The following is an 18,357-nucleotide window of genomic DNA, read 5'->3' on the forward strand; positions in this document are numbered from 1 at the left end:
ACCAGCGCTTACCCAGCAAGCGCTAGCAGCTCCTAAATCAGGAGCATTCAACCTCTATCGCCAGGGCTTAGTAGCGGTAGGTATCTGGCTTGTAAGGGCCTTGCTTGGGCACGCCAATGTAGGCGGCTTGCTCGTCTGTCAGCTCCGACAACATCGCACCCACCTTCTTCAGGTGCAGGCGTGCGACCTTTTCATCCAGGTGCTTGGGCAGCACGTAGACCTTGCCGTTCTCATAGAAGTCGCTGTGCGTGAACAGCTCGATCTGGGCAATCGTCTGGTTGGCAAAGCTGGAAGACATCACAAAGCTGGGGTGACCCGTGCCGCAGCCCAGGTTCACCAGGCGGCCCTTGGCCAGCAGAATGATGCGCTTGCCGTCAGGGAAGATCACATGGTCCACCTGGGGCTTGATTTCTTCCCACTGGCAGTGCTCTTCGAGCTTGGCGACCTGGATTTCGTTGTCGAAGTGACCGATGTTGCAGACGATGGACTGGTCCTTCATGGCCTTCATGTGCTCGAACGTGATCACATCGCGGTTACCGGTGGTGGTCACAAAGATGTCGGCCTTGTCGGCGGCATATTCCATGGTCACGACCTTATAGCCTTCCATCGCGGCCTGCAGGGCGTTGATCGGGTCGATCTCGGTCACCCACACCTGGGCGCTCAGGGCGCGCAGGGCCTGGGCCGAACCCTTGCCCACGTCGCCGTAGCCCGCCACCACGGCCACCTTGCCGGCAATCATCACGTCGGTAGCGCGCTTGATGCCATCCACCAGCGACTCGCGGCAGCCGTACAGGTTGTCGAACTTGCTCTTGGTCACCGAGTCGTTCACGTTGATCGCGCGGAACATCAGGCTGCCCTTGGCAGACATTTCCTTCAAGCGGTGCACGCCGGTGGTGGTTTCTTCCGTCACACCGATGATTTGTGCGCTCTTGCGGCTGTACCAGGTGGGGTCCACCGCCAGCTTGGCCTTGATGGCGGCAAACAGAATGCGCTCTTCTTCGCTGCCAGGGTTGGCCAGCACGCTCTGGTCCTTTTCGGCCTGCTTGCCCAGGTGCATCAGCAGCGTGGCGTCACCGCCGTCGTCCAGAATCAGGTTGGGGCCTTCGCCTTCGGTGCCTGCAGGGCCAAAGTCAAAAATGCGGTGGGTGTAATCCCAGTAATCCACCAGTGTCTCGCCCTTCACTGCAAACACGGGCGTGCCGGTGGCCGCAATGGCGGCAGCAGCGTGGTCCTGGGTGGAGAAAATGTTGCACGAGGCCCAGCGCACCTGCGCGCCCAGTGCCTGCAGGGTTTCGATCAGCACAGCGGTCTGGATGGTCATGTGCAGCGAGCCCGTGATGCGCGCGCCCTTGAGTGATTGCTTGGGCGCGAATTCCTCGCGGATGGCCATCAGGCCGGGCATCTCGGTTTCAGCGATGCGGATTTCTTTACGGCCCCATTCGGCCAGGCCGATGTCGGCAATGATGCAGTCGGTGTTGACCGGGGCGTTGACGCGTGCGTTCATGGTGTGCTCCAAAGCAGGTTTGAAAAGCCACTTGACGGGGGAAGATGCAACTCACCACACGAAAAGTGGATGAGCGTCGTTGCTTGATGACTCCGAGCCTCACGCCCCGCAGATGGCAGGGGGCGCTGCAACGCTCCTCGGAAGTGCGGATTATAAAAGCAGTCGCCATGCAGGCGTCTCGCGTGCCACTTCAGCCCCCAAGCCCACTGGGTAAAATCGCCAACCAAAAGCCCCCGCGCCACCGCGCTCCACAGGGGCTGCGCACCCTCTGACCCCGCAGCGCGCCGCCTGTCGCGCCTGCCTACCCATTTGGAACCCCTTGTGTCCTACGCCCCAGAAACCCGGCGCCGCCGCACCTTCGCCATCATTTCCCACCCTGACGCAGGTAAGACCACGCTGACGGAAAAACTGCTGCTGTTCTCGGGCGCGATCCAGATCGCCGGTGCGGTGAAGGGCCGCAAAGCCAGCCGCCACGCCACGTCGGACTGGATGGAGATTGAAAAGCAGCGCGGCATCTCGGTGGCATCGTCGGTGATGCAGATGGCTTACCGCGACCATGTGGTCAACCTGCTCGACACGCCCGGCCACAAGGACTTCTCCGAAGACACCTACCGCGTACTCACCGCCGTCGATTCGGCGCTGATGGTGATCGACGCCGCCAACGGTGTGGAAGCGCAGACGCGCCGCCTGATCGAGGTGTGCCGACAGCGCGATACGCCCATCATCACCTTCGTCAACAAAATGGACCGCGAAGTGCGCGACCCGCTGGACATCATGGATGAAGTGGAGCGTGAGCTGGGCATGCCCTGCTGCCCCATCACCTGGCCCGTGGGCCAGGGCAAGAGCTTTGGCGGCATCATCAACCTGCGCACGAAGAGCATGACCGTGTTCCAGCCCGGCAGCGAAAAGCGCCCGCAGGACTTCGAGACCATTCCCTTGTCTGACGCAGACAACCTGCGCGCCCGTTTCGGCCAGGCATTCGACGACGCGCTGGAGAGCATGGAGCTGGCCGTAGGTGCCTCTGCCGAGTGGGACCACGATGCCTTCCTGAAAGGCAAGCTCACCCCCGTGTTCTTCGGCTCCGGGGTGAACAACTTCGGGGTGATGGAAGTGCTGGACGCGGTGGTCGATATGTCGCCCCCGCCCGGCCCTCGCGTGGCCTACACCGAGGTCAACCGCAACCGCGAAGAAAAGATCATCCAGCCTGAAGACGAGAGCTTCTCGGGCGTGGTGTTCAAGGTGCAAGCCAACATGGACGCCAACCACCGCGACCGCATTGCGTTTGTGCGCGTGGCTTCTGGCAAATACACCCCTGGCATGCGGATGAAAGTGCAGCGCACCGGCAAAGAATTGCGACCCACCAGCGTGGTGACCTTCATGAGCCAGCGCCGCGAAGCGGTGGACGAGGCCTATGCCGGTGACATCATCGGCTTCACCACCCACGGCGGCGTGCAACTGGGCGACACCATCACCGACGGCCCGAACCTGCAGTTCACCGGCCTGCCCTTCTTCGCCCCGGAAATGTTCATGACCGTGGTGCTGAAGAACCCCCTGCGCACCAAGCAACTGCAGCAGGGCCTGATGCAGCTGGGCGAAGAAGGCGCCATCCAGGTCTTCAAGCCCGACGCCGGCGGCAACATGCTGCTGGGCGCCGTGGGCCAGCTGCAGTTTGAAGTGGTACAGCACCGCCTGAAAGCCGAATACGACTGCGACGTGCGCCTGGAAGCCTGCCAGTACACCGGCGCCCGCTGGATCACCGCCGACACGCCAGCCGAGCTGCGCGAATTCGAAACCGCCTACCCGCTGCGCATGGCCCATGACGCAGCCGACACGCTGGCGTATCTGTGCACATCGCCGTACGACGTGCGACTGGCGCAAGAACGGTTTCCGAAGATTCACTTTCATCCGCTGCGGGAGCATGCGGGGCTGAGTTTGGGTAACGCGGGTTGAGCTTGGGTCGGTAGCCATGCATCCACTCACGAGCGATCTTTTTCATCAACGCCCCTTGTTGGGCGTCATGACCGACATCGACGACACCCTCACCACCGACGGCGCCATCACTTCCGATGCGCTGGAAGCACTGGGCAAGCTCAAGGCAGCTGGGCTGCACGTGGTCGCCATCACTGGCCGGCCCGTGGGCTGGAGCGAGCCCTTTGCGGGCAGCTGGCCGGTGGATGCCATCGTGGCGGAGAACGGTGCGGTGGCTCTACAGTCACTGCCCGGCCAAGGGCTGGTCAAGCGCTACCAGCAGGACGAGTCCACCCGCCAGCGCAACTACGCCCGCATGCAGGAAGTGCTTGCACAGATCGAGCGCGAGGTGCCCGGCGCCCGCCGTGCCACCGACTCTCCGGGGCGCGAGACAGACATCGCCATCGACCACAGCGAGTTCACGCACATGCCCCAGCAGGGCATTGACGAGGCGGTGCGCATCATGCGGGCGGCGGGCATGAATGCCACGGTGAGCAGCATCCACATCAATGGCTGGTTTGGCGCGCACAACAAGCTCGAAGGTGCGCGGTGGATCGTGCGCGAGTTGTGGGGCCGGGATCTCGATGCAGAAATGGACCGCTGGGTGTACGTAGGCGATTCGACCAACGACCAGTTGATGTTCCAGCACTTCGCGCACAGCGTGGGTGTGGCCAATGTGGCGCGCTTTGTGCCCCAGTTGCAGCACCTGCCGCGCTACATCACCCAGGGTGAACGCGGCGCGGGGTTTGCCGAGGTGGCCAGGGCTATTTTGCAAAGCAGATAAAGCACAGCGGATTCACGACTGCCGAGCAGGAGGCTGCCCTCGAGCCTTTTTCGGGCGCTCGCCAACGCAATGCAAGGGCCAACTGGCACTAACAGCCTCACGCGTCAGACATACGCTACGGGAACCTCTTCGAGAGCTGGCAAATGAATGAAGCGCCTCGCGGCGCTCCCCATTCACTGCGGCTTGGCCAACCCCAGCTTTTCCACCAGCGCCTTCTCGCGCTCAAAGGTGTCGGCTGCAAACTTCTGGTAGGTGGCGCTGCTCATGTAGATGGGCACCATGTCGTAGCGGGCCAGCGCGGTGCGGTAGTTTTCCTGCTCCATGGCCTGCTTGAAGGCATCGTGCAGGCGCTTGACCACGGCGGTTGGCGTGCCTTTGGGGGCGCCAATGCCGAAGGGCGAGTTCTGCACCAAATCCAGCCCCAGCTCCTTGAGCGTGGGGGCATCGGGGAACTTGGCCAGGCGCTCTGCGCCCCAGGTGTTGAGCACGCGCAGCTTGCCCGCTTCTACCTGCGGGGCAAACCCGGTGGAGTCGGCCGCGGCCATGAGCTGCCCGCCCAGAATGGCCTGCATCAAATCGGCGCTGCCCTTGTAAGGCACGTGCAGCAGTTCCATGCCCAGCTTCTGCGCCGCCAGTTCCATGGTCAGGTGCGGGCTGGTCATGGTGCCGGTGGAGCCGTAGCTCAGCTTGCCCGGGTTGGCCTTGGCCCAGGCTACAAAATGCGTCCAGGTCTTGAGCGGGGAGTCTGCCGGCACCACCACACCAAAGGCGTAGCCCGTGACGTTGAGCACGTAGCTGATGTCCTTGACCGGGTCCCAGTTGATCTTGGTGGTGTAGGGCAGGCGGAACACGCCCAGCGGAATCTGCGCCAGCGTGTAGCCATCGGCCGAGGTGCCTTGCAGGGCCTGCGCGGGCAGCGTGCCGCCAGCGCCGGGTTTGTTCTCCACCACCACGGGCTGGCCCAGGATCTTGCTGGCGTTGTCGGCCAGAACGCGCATGGTGATGTCGGTGGGCCCCCCGGCGGGGAAGGCAATCACCAGCTTGATGGGCTTGACGGGAAAGCTCTGGGCGCGCGCTGTGATTGTCGGCGCGGCGAGGCTGGCGGCCCCCCACTGGATGATCTGGCGACGTTGCATGGTGAGGCGCTCCTGACTGGCAAAACAATGACGGCGCCATTGCACCGCAGGCAAGCCGCCCGCCGTAATGCGGAAACCCCTTAGAGCCTGTCGCCCATGCGGCAGCCCCTAAGCTCAGGAGGCGCGCCCTGCCACGCCCGCACATCGATGAGCCTTACGCCTTGTAGGTGGACAGCAGGATGCTGGTCTCCGTGTTGGCGATGCCGGTGGTCAGGCGAATGCGGCCGAGCGCCGCGTCAAACGCCTCCAGGCTTTCAGCGCGCACCTCGGCCACGATGTCCCAGCGCCCATTGGTGGTGTGCAAAGTGCCCACTGCGGGCTCGCCGCGCAGCGCGCGAATGACTTCGGGGGCTGCGTTGCCCTCCACGGCGATGCTCATCCAGGCGCGGATGCGCTGCGGCTCTGACTCGGGGCGCAGGCGCACGGTGTAGCCGGTAATCACACCGCTGTCTTCGAGCTTGCGCAGGCGGTTTTGCACCGTGCCACGGGCTATGCGCAGCTTTTGCGCCAGCACGGCCACGGGCGTGCGCGCATCGGCACGCAGGATGCTCAGGATCTCCCGGTCCGTGTCGTCCATTTTGAACATTTGGTCATACCTGCAATACAAAACGCCAATTTACAGCACTATTTGAGCAGCTTGCGGGCTGTTCGCTGGCGCATGCCCTCGGGAGAATTTCTTCCGTTGCACCGCGACATTGCTTTTTTGATTCACAGAGCGACCCCAAAAACTTCTCCTCGACCGCCTTGGTGCCGCAGGCCATCGCAGCCCGATGCTCACCGTGCGCAAGGCAGTTTTGTGAGCCGCTTTACACCGGAGACTTTCATGACCCGCCTGATCGACCTTCCCACGCTGGCCCAGCTCGTTCACCACATCACCCCTGCCCGCTTCATGACCGAGCTGGCCGAGCACCTGCACAGCGACTACCTGCGCTGGCAAGACTTTGACAAGACGGCCCGCGTGGCCAGCCACAGCGCGGGCGGCGTGATCGAGCTCATGCCCGTGGCCGACAACGCGTACTACAGCTTCAAGTACGTCAACGGGCACCCCGGCAACCCCATCAGCGGGCTGCCCACGGTGATGGCGTTTGGTGTGCTGTCCGAAGTGGCTACCGGCTACCCGCTGCTGGTGTCCGAGCTGACGCTGACCACCGCGCTGCGCACTGCGGCCACATCGGCCATGGCCGCACGGGCCCTGGCACGGCCCGATGCACGCTGCATGGCGCTCATTGGCAACGGCGCGCAAAGTGAGTTCCAGGCCATAGCGTTCCACGCCCTTCTGGGGGTGAACGAGTTGCGGGTGTTTGACATTGACCCTGCCGCCACAGCGAAACTGCAGCGCAACCTGGCAGCCGTGCCCGGCTTGCGCGTGGTGCCCACATCGTCTGCAGCCGAGGCGGCGCGCGGTGCCGACATCGTCACGACCATCACCGCCGACAAGGCCAACGCCACCATCGTGACGCCCGACATGATCGAGCCCGGCATGCACCTGAACGCGGTGGGCGGCGACTGCCCTGGCAAGACCGAGCTGCATCCCGATGTGCTGCGCGCCGCAAAGATTTTTGTCGAATACGAGCCGCAAACCCGCATCGAGGGCGACATACAGCAGCTGCCTGCCGACCACCCCGTCACCGAGCTGTGGCGCGTGCTGGCAGGCGAGGCCGCCGGGCGCCAGTCGGCCAGCGACGTGACCGTGTTTGACTCGGTGGGCTTCGCGCTCGAAGACTACGCTGCATTGCGCTACATCCATCAACGGGCCACGGCAGAAAACCTGGGCATAGAGGTCGAACTCGTGCCCACCGATGGCGACCCCAAAGACCTCTTCGGCCGCACCCGCGGTGACCGCCAACGCGTGGCCCTGCGCCGTGTGGCTTGATGGCCGGTGGACATGCCATGACCCACGCTTCACCCTGCGCCACGCCCAGCGCCACACCCCAAGCCATCTCCTCTGCGCCCCCGCGCCAAGGACCAGCGCGCGCCTCCATGCAGGCACCTGCCGCCGTGGTGATGGTGCGCCCCCACCACTTTCACCCCAACCCGGAGACCGCTGCCGACAACGCTTACCAAGGCTGCAGCGGCGCACCCGCCAGCGAACTGGCACGCCGTGCCCACGCCGAAGTGACCGAGGCCGCAGCGCAGCTCCGCCAGGCCGGGGTGCGCGTGCACCTGTTTGACGACGAAGACCCGCACGGCAGCATGGGCCAGCCAGCCACGCCGGATTCGGTGTTTCCGAACAACTGGTTTTCCACCCATGCGGGCGGCCATGTGGCGCTGTACCCCATGTACGCGCCCAGCCGCCGCCGCGAGCGGCGCAGCGACATCATCGAGCTGCTCAAGGCACAGTACCGGGTGCAAGAGGTGGTGGACTACTCCGGCCTGGAAGCCGACAACGTGTTCCTCGAAGGCACCGGCGCCATGGTGCTGGACCATGTGGGCCGCGTGGCCTACACAGCCCAGTCGCACCGCGCCAACCCGGTGGCGCTGGAGCGCTTTTGCACCCACTTTCAGTACGAGCCCATGGTGTTTGCCACGGCCGACGCAACGGGCCAGCCCTGCTACCACACCAACGTGATGCTGTGCATCGGCACCGAGTTTGCGATGGGCGGGTTTCACATGGTCAGCGACCCGCAGCGCCGGCGCGAGGTGCAAGAGCGCCTGTGGGAAAGCGGCCGCAACCTGATCGAGTTGGGCCCAGAGCAGATCACCAACTTTGCGGCCAACGCACTGGAACTGCAAAGCCGCAGTGGGCCCGTGCTGGCCCTGTCGGCCCGCGCGGCTGCGTGCCTCACGCCCGCACAGCGCCGGGCGCTAGAGCAGCACACCACCTTGCTCCCGCTGGCGGTGCCCACCATTGAACTGGCAGGCGGGTCGGTGCGCTGCATGCTCGCGGGCATCCACCTGGCACCCCGTCCCAGCATGGCGCCGGCATCGCGTGAAGCCAGCGCCACAAGCACGAATCTCATTCAAATTGGCACCTAGCGCTTGATACACAAGCGCAAGCAGCTATATTTTTAATAGCAAAATCATGCATCAGGTGGCGCGGCCTGCGCCTGCAAGTCGGCATCGCACCCCACGCCCGAAGCGATCCAGCGCCGCGCCAGCAGCGACAGGCCGCGCACCACCCACGGATGGCGCCAGCCGGTGACGCTTGCAGGCTCGGCCACCATGCCGCACCAATAGCGCTGGTCGCGGTCACTCCAGCGCAAGGCCACGCAAGTGCCACGACGGCGGCGCGATACCAGCACCCCCAGCGGGCAGGGCTCTGCCAGGCAACACAGGCCACAGCCATTGCAGGGCGCGCCCTCGGCTGGCTTGGGCGGTGCCGCAGGCTGCAGCCACACAACGGGCGCAGAAGGCTGGGTCATGCCAAGGCAACGCCCGAAAGGGCTGGCGTGAAAGAGACGATGGGCATGGAAGGCGAGGGGATCAGAGCAGCGTCTGGTGACACTGCAGCAGCACCAGATCATGCCCCGCGCAAGGGTGCAGCAAAAGCCCCCAACGCCAAAAAAAGACCCCAGCTATTGCGGAAATAGCTGGGGCGAAGAGGCCGGTCAGAAGGGAGGAGAGAAGAACCGGCCCGAGGGGGACAAGAGACAAGAGAGACAAGGAAGGTGCCCTACCCCGCGCTGCAGCGCTGTGGGCACCCTGGGGCCAAAGCCCGATCAGCAGCCGCTGGGGCGGCCCGTGCGCATGGGCACAATGCCGCTCACCTTGAGCGTGGCGCCCGAGCCGTCGCTGGCCGTCAGGGTCTTGCTGGTAAAGCGCACGCGGTCGCTTTCGCGCTCCACCGCGGAGTCCACCGCCTCGCCGCTGGCGTATTCCTTGCCGGCAAATGTCATGAACACCTGGTAGGTGACGGTGCCGTTGACCTGGTAGCGGATATCGCCGAACGCGGTGGCATCAGAGCCAACCTTGTTGGCACCGTCGAACTTGAACGTGCACACCTCGGGCGATGAACCCACGGGGTTCTTCTTGTCCACATCGGTGATGTTCAAGGAGCCATTGCCGTAAATGCCGTTGAGACCGTCCACGGTGGAACTGGTCACGGTGAGCACGCCTGGCTCGTTGCTGGGGGTGGGGTCATCGTCGTTGCCGCCACCGCAGGCCACCAGCAGAACGGAGGAGGCAGCGAGGGCCAGGCAAGTTTTGAAGGAGGAGTTCATCTCAGTGGGGCCATCTGGCGGCCGGGGTTGGTTGGCAGTGGAGTCATCGTAAAAATGCCACTGCACCGCCCACGTCCGACAACGGCAGCACCCGCCGTAGGACGGCACCGCACGCGCTGGGGGCACGGCCGCCGTCGCCGGCCAGCGCGTGCCCAGCGCATGTTCAGCGCCTGTTCAGCGTGCCAGCACCGGCCCCAGTGCCTTGCCCGTGTGCGTGCCCAGGCGCACCAGGTCCTCGGGCGTGCCGGTGGCTACGATGCGGCCGCCGTCGTTGCCGCCTTCGGGGCCCAGGTCGATGATCCAGTCGGCCTCGGCAATCACGTCCAGGTCGTGCTCGATGACGACCACGCTGTGCCCGCCATCGACCAGGCGGTGCAGCACGCGGATGAGCTTGTCCACGTCTGCCATGTGCAGGCCCACGGTGGGCTCGTCCAGCACGTACAGGGTGTGCGGGGCTTTCTGGCCCCGGCGGCCCACTTCGTCGCGCACTTTGGTCAGCTCGGTCACCAGCTTGATGCGCTGGGCTTCGCCGCCGCTGAGCGTGGGCGATGGCTGGCCCAAGGTGAGGTAACCCAGGCCCACGTCTTTGAGCAGTTGCAACGGGTGCGCAATGCTGGGCATGCTGGCGAAGAACTCCACCGCCTCGTCCACCTCCATCTGCAGCACATCGCCAATGCTCTTGCCGCGCCAGGTCACGGCCAGGGTTTCGGGGTTGAAGCGGGCACCGTGGCAGGTTTCGCAGGGCACCTTCACATCGGGCAAGAAGCTCATCTCGATGGTGCGCACGCCCGCGCCTTCGCAGCCGGGGCAGCGGCCTTCGCCGGTGTTGAAGCTGAAGCGCCCGGCAGCGTAGCCGCGTGCCTTGGCCTCCAGCGTCTCGGCAAACAGCTTGCGGATGGTGTCCCAGAAACCGATGTAAGTGGCGGGGCACGAACGCGGCGTTTTGCCGATGGGTGTCTGGTCCACTTCGAGCACACGGTCGATGCTCTCGAAGCCGGACAGGCCCGTGCAACCGACCAGCGGTGGCGCCTTGCCCGCGTCCATCGCATCGCGCCCGGCCTTGGTACTGCGCTGCTGCACCCAGGCCTGCACATTGGCCAGCAGCACGTCGCGGGCCAGGGTGGACTTGCCCGATCCGCTCACGCCCGTCACCGCCACCAGGCGGTGCAGCGGCACGGTGGCCGTCACGTTCTGCAGGTTGTGCAACTGCGCGCCGTGCACCGTGAGCCAGCGCATGGCAGCGCGCTCCTTCGCCTCGGTGAGTGCATCGGCCGCCAGCGCGGCGGCCTGGGCGGCGCGTTTCTTCACGGCGGCGCTTTGGCGGCCCGTGGGTGCGGCGGCCTCGGCCTGGGCGATAGCCGCCGTGGCTTCGGCGCTCACCTCGCCCGCCACCATGCTGCGGCGCAGTTGCAGCGGGTGCTTCATGGCGTGCAGCAGGTAGCGGCCGGTTTGCGAATCTTCAGCGGCCGTGAGGTCGGCCACGCTGCCCTGCGCCACCAGGCGCCCGCCGCGTTTCCCGGCGCTGGGGCCGATGTCGATGATGTGGTCGGCACGGCGGATGGTGTCTTCATCGTGCTCCACCACCACCAGCGTGTTGCCCTTGTCACCCAGCTTGTGCAGGGCGTTGAGCAAAATCTGGTTGTCGCGTGCGTGCAGGCCGATGGTGGGTTCGTCGAGCACGTAGCACACACCCTGCAGGTTGCTGCCCAGCTGCGCCGCCAGGCGAATGCGCTGGGCTTCGCCACCGCTCAATGTGGGCGCGCCCCGGTCGAGCGTGAGGTAGCCCAGGCCCACTTCTTCCAAAAATTCGAGGCGGCTCTGAATCTCGGGCACCAGGTCGCGGGCGATGTCGGCCTCGCGTTGCGTCATGCCACCTGCGGCGCGCAGGCCCTCCACCCAGCGGCGCACATCGCTGACGGAGAGCGCGGCAATGTCGGCAATGCCCACGCCCGCCACGCCGCTGGCGGCGTTTCCACCGAACCTCACGGCGCGGGCCGTGGCGTTCAGGCGCGTGCCCTGGCAGGTGGGGCAGACGGTGGTGCCGTCCAGGTCTTCCACCTCAGGCTCGGCAAAGGTCTGCTCGCGGCCTTTTTCTTTGTCGGCCAGTACCGAATCGTCAAACACCTTGCGCTGCTCTTTGGTGAGCTTGACACCCGTGCCCACGCAGTCGGGACACCAGCCGTGCTTGCTGTTGTACGAAAAAAGGCGCGGGTCCAGCTCGGCATAGCTGGTGGCGCACACGGGGCAGGCGCGCTTGGTGGAATACACCTGCAAATGCCCGATGCCCGCCGTGGGCGCGCCGCTTTCCATGGCGGCGGCCAGGGTGCCGATGCTGGAGAGGACATGCACCACGCCCTTGCCGTGCGTGAGTGCGTCGGCCAGCGCGGCGCGGAGCTGGGCCTCGTTCTCGGGCGAGACATCGAGGCTGGCCACGGGCAGCTCGATGGTGTGTTCCTTGAAGCGGTCGATGCGCGGGAAGTGGGTGGTGGGCAGGAAGTTGCCATCCACCCGCAGGTGCGTGTAGCCGCGCGGGCGGGCCCAGTCGGCCAGCTCGGTGTAGACGCCCTTGCGGTTGACCACCAGCGGGGCCAGCAGGCCGATGTGCTGGCCGCGGAACTGCGTGAGCAGCTGCGCGGCAATGCTCTCGGGCGTTTGCGGCTGCACGGCAGCGCCATCGTGCACGCAGTGCTGGGTGCCGAGCTTGACGTACAGCAGGCGCAAAAAGTGCCACACCTCGGTGGTGGTGCCCACGGTGGACTTGCGCCCGCCGCGCGACAGGCGCTGCTCAATCGCCACGGTGGGCGGGATGCCGTACACCGCATCCACCTCGGGCCTGCCTGCGGGCTGCACGATGCTGCGGGCGTAGGCGTTGAGGCTTTCGAGGTAGCGGCGCTGGCCTTCGTTGAACAGGATGTCGAACGCCAGCGTGGACTTGCCCGAGCCGCTGACGCCGGTGATGACGTTGAACTTGCCACGCGGTACGTCCACGCTCAGGCTTTTGAGGTTGTGCTCTTTGGCGTTGACGATCTCAATGGCGTTGTTAGCCAAATTGGCCTGCAGCGCATGTCCCTCTTGCGCAAGCAGCTCCTGTTTTCGTAGCACGGCGGCTTTTTCGTGCACCGAATGGCCGCCCACGCCCAGCGCCAGTTCGTAGTCGCGCAGGGCCTGGCCGGTGTGCGATGTGGCGTGCTCGCGCACGTCTTCGGGCGTGCCTTCGGCCACGACGAGGCCCCCGCCCTCGCTGCCTTCGGGCCCCAGGTCGATGAGCCAATCGCTGGCGCGGATCACGTCGAGGTTGTGCTCGATGACGATGAGCGAGTGCCCGGCCTCCAGCAGCTTGCGCAACGCGCGCATGAGCTTGGCAATGTCGTCAAAGTGCAGGCCCGTGGTGGGCTCGTCAAACAAGAACAGCGTGCCTTTGCGGGCCACGTTCTGGCGCGACTTGGCAGCGGTCTTGGCCGCCTCGGCCAGAAAGCCCGCCAGCTTGAGCCGCTGCGCCTCTCCCCCGCTGAGCGTGGGCACGGGCTGGCCCAGCGCCACGTAGTCGAGCCCCACATCCACAATGGGTTGCAGGGCGCGCACCACGTCCTTGTCGCCCGCGAACAGGGCCACGGCCTCGGCCACGGTGAGTTCAAGCACATCGGCCACATTCAGAGCCCGCCCGCCACGTTCGATGGTGATTTCCAGAATCTCGGGCCGGTAGCGCTTGCCGTCGCAGTCAGGGCAGCGCAGGTACACGTCACTCAGGAACTGCATTTCCACATGCTCAAAGCCCGAGCCCCCGCAGGTGGGGCAACGCCCATCGCCGCTGTTGAAGCTGAACTTGGCGGCGGTGTAGCTGCGCTGTTTGGACAGCGGGGCAGTGGCAAACAGCTCGCGAATGCTGTCCCACGCGCCCACGTAGCTCACGGGGTTGGAGCGCGCCGTCTTGCCGATGGGCGACTGGTCCACAAACACCACATCGGCCAGATGGTCCGCGCCCAGCAGGCGGTCGTGTGCGCCGGGGGCTTCGGTGGCCTTGCCAAAGTGGCGCATCAGCGCGGGGGCGAGCACGTCCTGGATCAGGCTGGACTTGCCCGAGCCGCTCACACCCGTCACCGTCACCAGCCGCTGCAGCGGAAATTCGACCGACACATTTTTCAGGTTGTGCTCGCGCGCGCCTTCCAGGATGAGGCGCGGGGTCGAATCGGTGACCATGCGTTTGAAGCCAAAGCCCACCTGCTTGCGCCCGCCCAGGTAGTTGCCGGTGAGGGTGTCCGCCTGGCGCAAATCGGCCGTGGTGCCGTCAAACACAATGCTGCCGCCCTTGCGGCCGGGGCCGGGGCCCATGTCGATCATGCGGTCGGCAGCCAGCATCACGGCGGGGTCGTGCTCCACCACCACCAGGGTGTTGCCCGCATCGCGCAGGCGCAGCATGGCCTCAGTGATGCGGTGCATGTCGCGCGGGTGTAGGCCAATGCTGGGCTCGTCCAGCACAAACAAGGTGTTGACCAGGCTGGTGCCCAGGGCGGTGGTGAGGTTGATACGCTGCACCTCCCCGCCGCTCAATGTGCGGCTTTGCCGGTCGAGCGTGAGGTAGCCAATGCCCACGTCGCACAGGTACTTGAGGCGTGCGGTGATTTCTTCGTGCAGCAGTTTCAGCGCCTGGGCGTCGCCGCCCTTCGCATCGTCGCCCACGGGCAACTGCATGCGCGCAAAGAACTGGCGCAGGCGGTCGATGGGCAGCAGCATCAGGTCGTGCAGGCACAGGCCGGGCAAGGCTTCGAGCTGCGCACGCGACCACTGCACACCTTGGGGCATGAAGCGTTGGCCGGGGTCCATCACCGCATCGGCATCTTCCTTGCGGCCGATGCGCCAGAGCAGGCTTTCCGTCTTGAGCCGCGCACCGGCGCACACCGGGCACGGCGTGTAGCTGCGGTACTTGGACAGCAGCACACGGATGTGCATCTTGTAGGCCTTGCTCTCCAGGTAATCAAAAAAGCGCTGGATGCCGTACCACTGCTGGTTCCATTTGCCGTTCCAGTTCGGCGATCCTTCAATCACCCACTTCTTCTGCTCGGCCGTGAGCTGGTACCAGGGCGTGTCACGCGGAATGCCTGCGGCCTCAGCATGGCGCATGAGGTCGTCTTGCGCCTCTTGCCAGGCGGGCGTCTGGATGGGCTTGATCGCGCCCGAGCGCAGCGTGAGTTTGTCGTTGGGGATGACCAGGCCCCAGTCCACCCCGATCACCCGGCCAAAGCCCCGGCAGGTGTCACACGCGCCTACGGCGGAGTTGAACGAGAAGGCGGAGGGAATGGGCTCGCTGTAGCGCAGGTCGCTGTCGGGGCAGTGCAGGCCTGTGGAGAAGCGCCACAGCTCGGGCTCGCCTTCATCCACCAACCGGTACACATTCAGCCGCCCGCTGCCGCGCTTGAGCGCTACTTCAATCGCCTCGATCACACGCGCCTTCTCGGCATTGCCCAGCCTGAAGCGGTCTGCCACCACATCCAGCAGCTTGCGCGGGCCGGTAGGTGTGGCTACTTCGCGCTCAGCCTGCACCTTGGTGAAACCACTGGCCGACAGCCATTGCTCGACCTGTTCGGCGCTGGTGTTGGCAGGCAACTCGACCGGGAAGGTCAACACAATGCGTGGGTCACCCGCTGCGGCGGAGCGCTGCTGCAGCTCGGCGTAAATGGTCTCTGGCGAATCGTGCCGCACGGGTTGCGCAGTCTGCTTGTCAAACAGCTGGCCCGCGCGCGCAAACAGCAGCTTGAGGTGGTCGTTCAGCTCCGTCATCGTGCCCACGGTGGAACGGCTGGAGCGCACGGGGTTGGTCTGGTCGATGGCGATGGCGGGTGGAACGCCCTCCACGCGGTCCACCGCGGGCTTGTCCATGCGGTCCAGAAACTGGCGCGCGTAGGCGCTGAAGGTTTCCACGTAGCGGCGCTGCCCCTCGGCGTACAGCGTGTCAAACACCAGACTGGATTTGCCCGAGCCGCTGGGGCCCGTCACCACCGTCAGCTCGCCGGTGCGGATGTCCAGGTCCAGGTTGCGAAGGTTGTGCTGGCGTGCGCCACGGATGCGAATGGTTCCCTGGGTCATGGAGGCAGTCTTTCAGGAATAAGGCCGAACATTCTAGGCAGCGCCTGCTGACAACGCAGTGGCAGCAGGTTGCAACCCTTGACGGTACTGCGGTGTTAGCTCGGCCCGCGTCAGCGCGCAGCCCAACACCAAGACGGCATCCCTGCCCAATCCGCCCTGAATAACGTGCGGCCCTGGGGAGTTACGGAGGAGAAACAGGACTCCGCTACAGCAGCGACAACAAAAATTCACCAGGAGAGACAAGCCATGCACGCCTTGAAGAAATGCTGGATCGCCGCAGCCCTCTGCGCCACGCTGGGGGCCGCCCAGGCCCAATTGCTGGTGGGGCAGACCGCAGGTTTCACCGGGCAGGTGGCTGCAGGGGTGAAAGAAGCCTCTGATGGGGCGAAGCTCTACATTGACATGGTCAACGCCAAGGGCGGCGTCAACGGCCAGAAGATCGAGCTCATCGCGCTGGACGACAAGTTCGACCCCAAGCTCGCTGCCGAAAACGCGCGCAAGCTGATCGAAGAAAACAACGTGCTGGCGCTGTTCCTGAACCGGGGCACCCCCCACACCGAAGCCATCATCCCGCTGCTGGACAAGCATGGCGTGCCGCTAGTGGGTCCATCCACCGGGGCCATGGTGTTGCACCAGCCAGTGCGCAAGCATGTGTTCAACGTGCGCGCCACCTACCAGCGTGAAGCCGAAAAGGCCATGACCCACTTGGCATCCATGGGCATCACACGCATTGGTGTGGTCTATGCCGATGACAGCTTCGGTGCCGATGGCCTGGCGGGCGCACAAAAGGGCTTGGTGGCCGCCAAGCTCACGCCGGTGCTGCAAGAGAAGTTTGACCGCGCCAAGCCCGACTTTGCGCCCATTGCCGCCAAGCTGAGCAAGGCCGATGCACAGGCGGTGCTGATCATTGCCTCGGGCTCGTCCGTGGTGGAAGCCAGCAACGCCATTCGCGGGGCAGGCTCCGCCGCGCAGATCGTGACCTTGTCGAACAATGCCTCTACCGGCTTCATCAAGAGCCTGGGCGCCAACGCACGCGGCGTCATCGTGACCCAGGTCTACCCCAATGAACGCGCAGTAACGTACCCCATGGTGAAGGAAGCCCAGGACCTGCCGCGTGCCCAAGGCCTGGGCGATATCAGCCCCGCCATGCTGGAAGGCTTTGCCGCTGCCAAGGTGCTGGTGGAAGGCCTCAAGCGCGCAGGCCCCAAGCCCACCCGCGACAAGGTGCAAGTGGCGCTGGAGAGCCTGCGAAAGTTTGACCTGGGTGGGCTGGAAGTCACTTACGGCCCCGACGATCACACAGGTCTGGACTTTGCCGATCTGTCCATTATCGGCACGGACGGCAAGTTCAGACGCTGAAAACTGAAGGTTGAGGGCGTGTTCACAGAGAATCGTTAACAGACCCCCACCGCAGGCTGGCGGCTTGCTGACAGCCCAAACCCTTACGGAAGGTCGGTGTCACTCTTTGTAAATACACTGCGGACTCCCGCAGACAAGACAAAGGAGACATCCCCATGAAGCCATCCCTTCCGTGGTTGCGCACCAGCCTGGCGCTGGCGTTGTGTGCCTGGGGCGCATGCCAGGCCCAGATCCTGATTGGGCAGACGGTGGGGGTCACAGGCTCCGCCGCCGCCACGGTGCAAGAAGCATCCCAAGGTGCCTCGCTGTACCTGGACCATGTCAACGCCAAGGGTGGCGTGGGCGGGCAGAAGATTGAGCTGCTGACGCTGGACGACAAGTTCGACACCAAGCTGACGCTGGACAACGCACGGGTGCTGATCGAGCAAAAGGGTGTGCTGGGCCTGTTCATGACACGGGGCACCCCCCACACCCAGGGTATCTTGCCGCTGCTGGAGCAGCATGGCGTGCCTTTAGTGGGGCCATCGACGGGCGCCATTGCCCTGCACAAGCCTGTGCACAAGTACGTTTTCAACGTGCGCGCCCCATACCAGCATGAGGTAGAAAAGGCCATCTCGCACCTGAACACCTTGGGCGTCAAGCGCATTGGCGTGGTGCATGTGGACGACACCTTCGGCTCGGATGCGCTTGCGGGGGCCATGTCAGGCTTCAAGGCGAACCAGCTGGAAGCCTTGTTTGTGGAGAAGTTTGACCGCACCAAGCCAGACTTCACGGCACTGGCACCCCGCGTAGCGCAAAAGCAGCCCCAAGCCGTGGTGTTTGTGGGCACAGGAGCGGCTGTGGTGGATGGCATCAAGGCGCTGCGCGGCGCGGGCGTGACGGCGCAGATCGTGACCTTGTCCAACAACGCCTCGGGCGGCTTCATCAAGGCGTTGGGCGATAGCGCACGGGGGGTCGTGGTGACCCAGGTGCTACCGTCCGAGCGTTCGCTCAACTACCCGCTGGTCAAGGAAGCCATGGATTTGGCCAAAGCCAAGAACCTCCCGGATCTGACCCCGGCCATGCTGGAGGGCTTTGTCAGCGCCAAGGTGCTGGTCGAAGGCATCAAGCGCGCAGGCCCCAAGCCCGACCGGACCAAGCTGCAGGCGGGCCTGGAAAGCATCAAGAAGCTGGACCTGGGTGGGCTGGAGTTGTCTTACAGCGCCACCGACCATTCGGGGCTGGACTTTGCAGACTTGGCCATCATTGGTGCCGACGGCAGATTCAAACGCTGACACAGCTTCAGGCAGCGCGCCACGCTAACGCATGGCATGACCACTGAGCAGTCAAAAGGCCCGCGTCCTGGGTGGACGCGGGCCTTTTTCA

General features: G+C 64.8%; 12 protein-coding genes and 1 riboswitch. Of the genes, 6 read left to right on the forward strand and 6 right to left on the reverse strand.

The genetic code is table 11. From position 1 onward, the window contains the following. Window positions 1-67 precede the first annotated feature (67 nt). Window positions 68-1,504, reverse strand: coding sequence for an adenosylhomocysteinase (gene ahcY, locus IHV84_RS13765; protein ID WP_198847274.1), 1,437 nt, complete (start codon window positions 1,502-1,504; stop codon window positions 68-70). A gap of 64 nt (window positions 1,505-1,568) precedes the next feature. Next, window positions 1,569-1,650, reverse strand: a riboswitch (S-adenosyl-L-homocysteine riboswitch). Between the two features lie 175 nt (window positions 1,651-1,825). Between ahcY and IHV84_RS13770 the strand changes: the two genes are divergently transcribed. Next, on the forward strand, window positions 1,826-3,454 hold the full coding sequence (locus IHV84_RS13770; protein ID WP_198847275.1) for a peptide chain release factor 3: 1,629 nt from the start codon (window positions 1,826-1,828) through the stop codon (window positions 3,452-3,454). A 16-nt stretch (window positions 3,455-3,470) separates the two neighbouring features. Further along, window positions 3,471-4,256 carry an HAD-IIB family hydrolase gene (locus IHV84_RS13775; RefSeq protein ID WP_198847276.1) on the forward strand — a complete coding sequence of 262 codons (786 nt, stop codon included), beginning with the start codon at window positions 3,471-3,473 and terminating at the stop codon, window positions 4,254-4,256. Between the two features lie 173 nt (window positions 4,257-4,429). On the opposite strand, the gene IHV84_RS13780 is transcribed toward IHV84_RS13775, so the two are convergent. Then, window positions 4,430-5,392 carry a tripartite tricarboxylate transporter substrate binding protein gene (locus tag IHV84_RS13780; protein ID WP_198847277.1) on the reverse strand — a complete coding sequence of 321 codons (963 nt, stop codon included), beginning with the start codon at window positions 5,390-5,392 and terminating at the stop codon, window positions 4,430-4,432. A gap of 154 nt (window positions 5,393-5,546) precedes the next feature. After that, a complete protein-coding gene (locus IHV84_RS13785) occupies window positions 5,547-5,978 on the reverse strand; it encodes an Lrp/AsnC family transcriptional regulator (RefSeq protein WP_142083420.1) in 432 nt (143 codons plus the stop codon). Window positions 5,979-6,215: 237 nt separating this feature from the next. Here IHV84_RS13785 and IHV84_RS13790 point away from each other — a divergent pair, with 237 nt between their 5' ends. Then, a complete protein-coding gene (locus IHV84_RS13790) occupies window positions 6,216-7,265 on the forward strand; it encodes an ornithine cyclodeaminase (RefSeq protein WP_198847278.1) in 1,050 nt (349 codons plus the stop codon). 107 nt (window positions 7,266-7,372) lie between these two features. Beyond that, window positions 7,373-8,368, forward strand: coding sequence for a citrulline utilization hydrolase CtlX (ctlX, locus tag IHV84_RS13795; protein WP_370541287.1), 996 nt, complete (start codon window positions 7,373-7,375; stop codon window positions 8,366-8,368). A gap of 44 nt (window positions 8,369-8,412) precedes the next feature. Here the strand turns inward: ctlX and IHV84_RS13800 are convergent, their stop codons facing one another. The 3 genes from IHV84_RS13800 to uvrA form a co-directional block, all read right to left on the reverse strand. Then, window positions 8,413-8,754, reverse strand: coding sequence for a hypothetical protein (locus IHV84_RS13800; protein ID WP_198847279.1), 342 nt, complete (start codon window positions 8,752-8,754; stop codon window positions 8,413-8,415). A 297-nt stretch (window positions 8,755-9,051) separates the two neighbouring features. Beyond that, complete coding sequence (locus tag IHV84_RS13805) at window positions 9,052-9,552, reverse strand: hypothetical protein (RefSeq protein ID WP_142083414.1); 501 nt, start codon at window positions 9,550-9,552, stop codon at window positions 9,052-9,054. A gap of 174 nt (window positions 9,553-9,726) precedes the next feature. Beyond that, window positions 9,727-15,633, reverse strand: a complete 5,907-nt coding sequence (uvrA, locus tag IHV84_RS13810) for an excinuclease ABC subunit UvrA (protein WP_198847280.1) — start codon at window positions 15,631-15,633, stop codon at window positions 9,727-9,729. Window positions 15,634-15,879: 246 nt separating this feature from the next. Here uvrA and IHV84_RS13815 point away from each other — a divergent pair, with 246 nt between their 5' ends. Together IHV84_RS13815 and IHV84_RS13820 are read left to right on the forward strand one after the other, a co-directional pair. After that, the gene (locus tag IHV84_RS13815) at window positions 15,880-16,992 is read left to right on the forward strand and encodes an ABC transporter substrate-binding protein (RefSeq protein ID WP_198847281.1); all 1,113 of its coding nucleotides are present in this window, start codon (window positions 15,880-15,882) and stop codon (window positions 16,990-16,992) included. Window positions 16,993-17,147: 155 nt separating this feature from the next. Beyond that, window positions 17,148-18,266: an ABC transporter substrate-binding protein gene (locus tag IHV84_RS13820; RefSeq protein WP_198847282.1), complete on the forward strand. Its 1,119-nt coding sequence runs from the start codon at window positions 17,148-17,150 to the stop codon at window positions 18,264-18,266. Window positions 18,267-18,357: the final 91 nt, after the last annotated feature.

It is taken from the genome of Acidovorax sp. IB03 (genome assembly GCF_016406015.1).
GTDB lineage: Bacteria > Pseudomonadota > Gammaproteobacteria > Burkholderiales > Burkholderiaceae_C > Acidovorax > Acidovorax temperans.

Coding starts and splice junctions, on each gene's coding strand:
- ahcY (WP_198847274.1), bottom strand. CDS start 1,504: ATGAACGCACGCGTCAACGCCCCGGTCAACACCGACTGCATCATTGCC.
- IHV84_RS13775 (WP_198847276.1), top strand. CDS start 3,471: ATGCATCCACTCACGAGCGATCTTTTTCATCAACGCCCCTTGTTGGGC.
- IHV84_RS13780 (WP_198847277.1), bottom strand. CDS start 5,392: ATGCAACGTCGCCAGATCATCCAGTGGGGGGCCGCCAGCCTCGCCGCG.
- IHV84_RS13785 (WP_142083420.1), bottom strand. CDS start 5,978: ATGTTCAAAATGGACGACACGGACCGGGAGATCCTGAGCATCCTGCGT.
- IHV84_RS13790 (WP_198847278.1), top strand. CDS start 6,216: ATGACCCGCCTGATCGACCTTCCCACGCTGGCCCAGCTCGTTCACCAC.
- ctlX (WP_370541287.1), top strand. CDS start 7,373: ATGCAGGCACCTGCCGCCGTGGTGATGGTGCGCCCCCACCACTTTCAC.
- IHV84_RS13800 (WP_198847279.1), bottom strand. CDS start 8,754: ATGACCCAGCCTTCTGCGCCCGTTGTGTGGCTGCAGCCTGCGGCACCG.
- IHV84_RS13805 (WP_142083414.1), bottom strand. CDS start 9,552: ATGAACTCCTCCTTCAAAACTTGCCTGGCCCTCGCTGCCTCCTCCGTT.
- uvrA (WP_198847280.1), bottom strand. CDS start 15,633: ATGACCCAGGGAACCATTCGCATCCGTGGCGCACGCCAGCACAACCTT.
- IHV84_RS13815 (WP_198847281.1), top strand. CDS start 15,880: ATGCACGCCTTGAAGAAATGCTGGATCGCCGCAGCCCTCTGCGCCACG.
- IHV84_RS13820 (WP_198847282.1), top strand. CDS start 17,148: ATGAAGCCATCCCTTCCGTGGTTGCGCACCAGCCTGGCGCTGGCGTTG.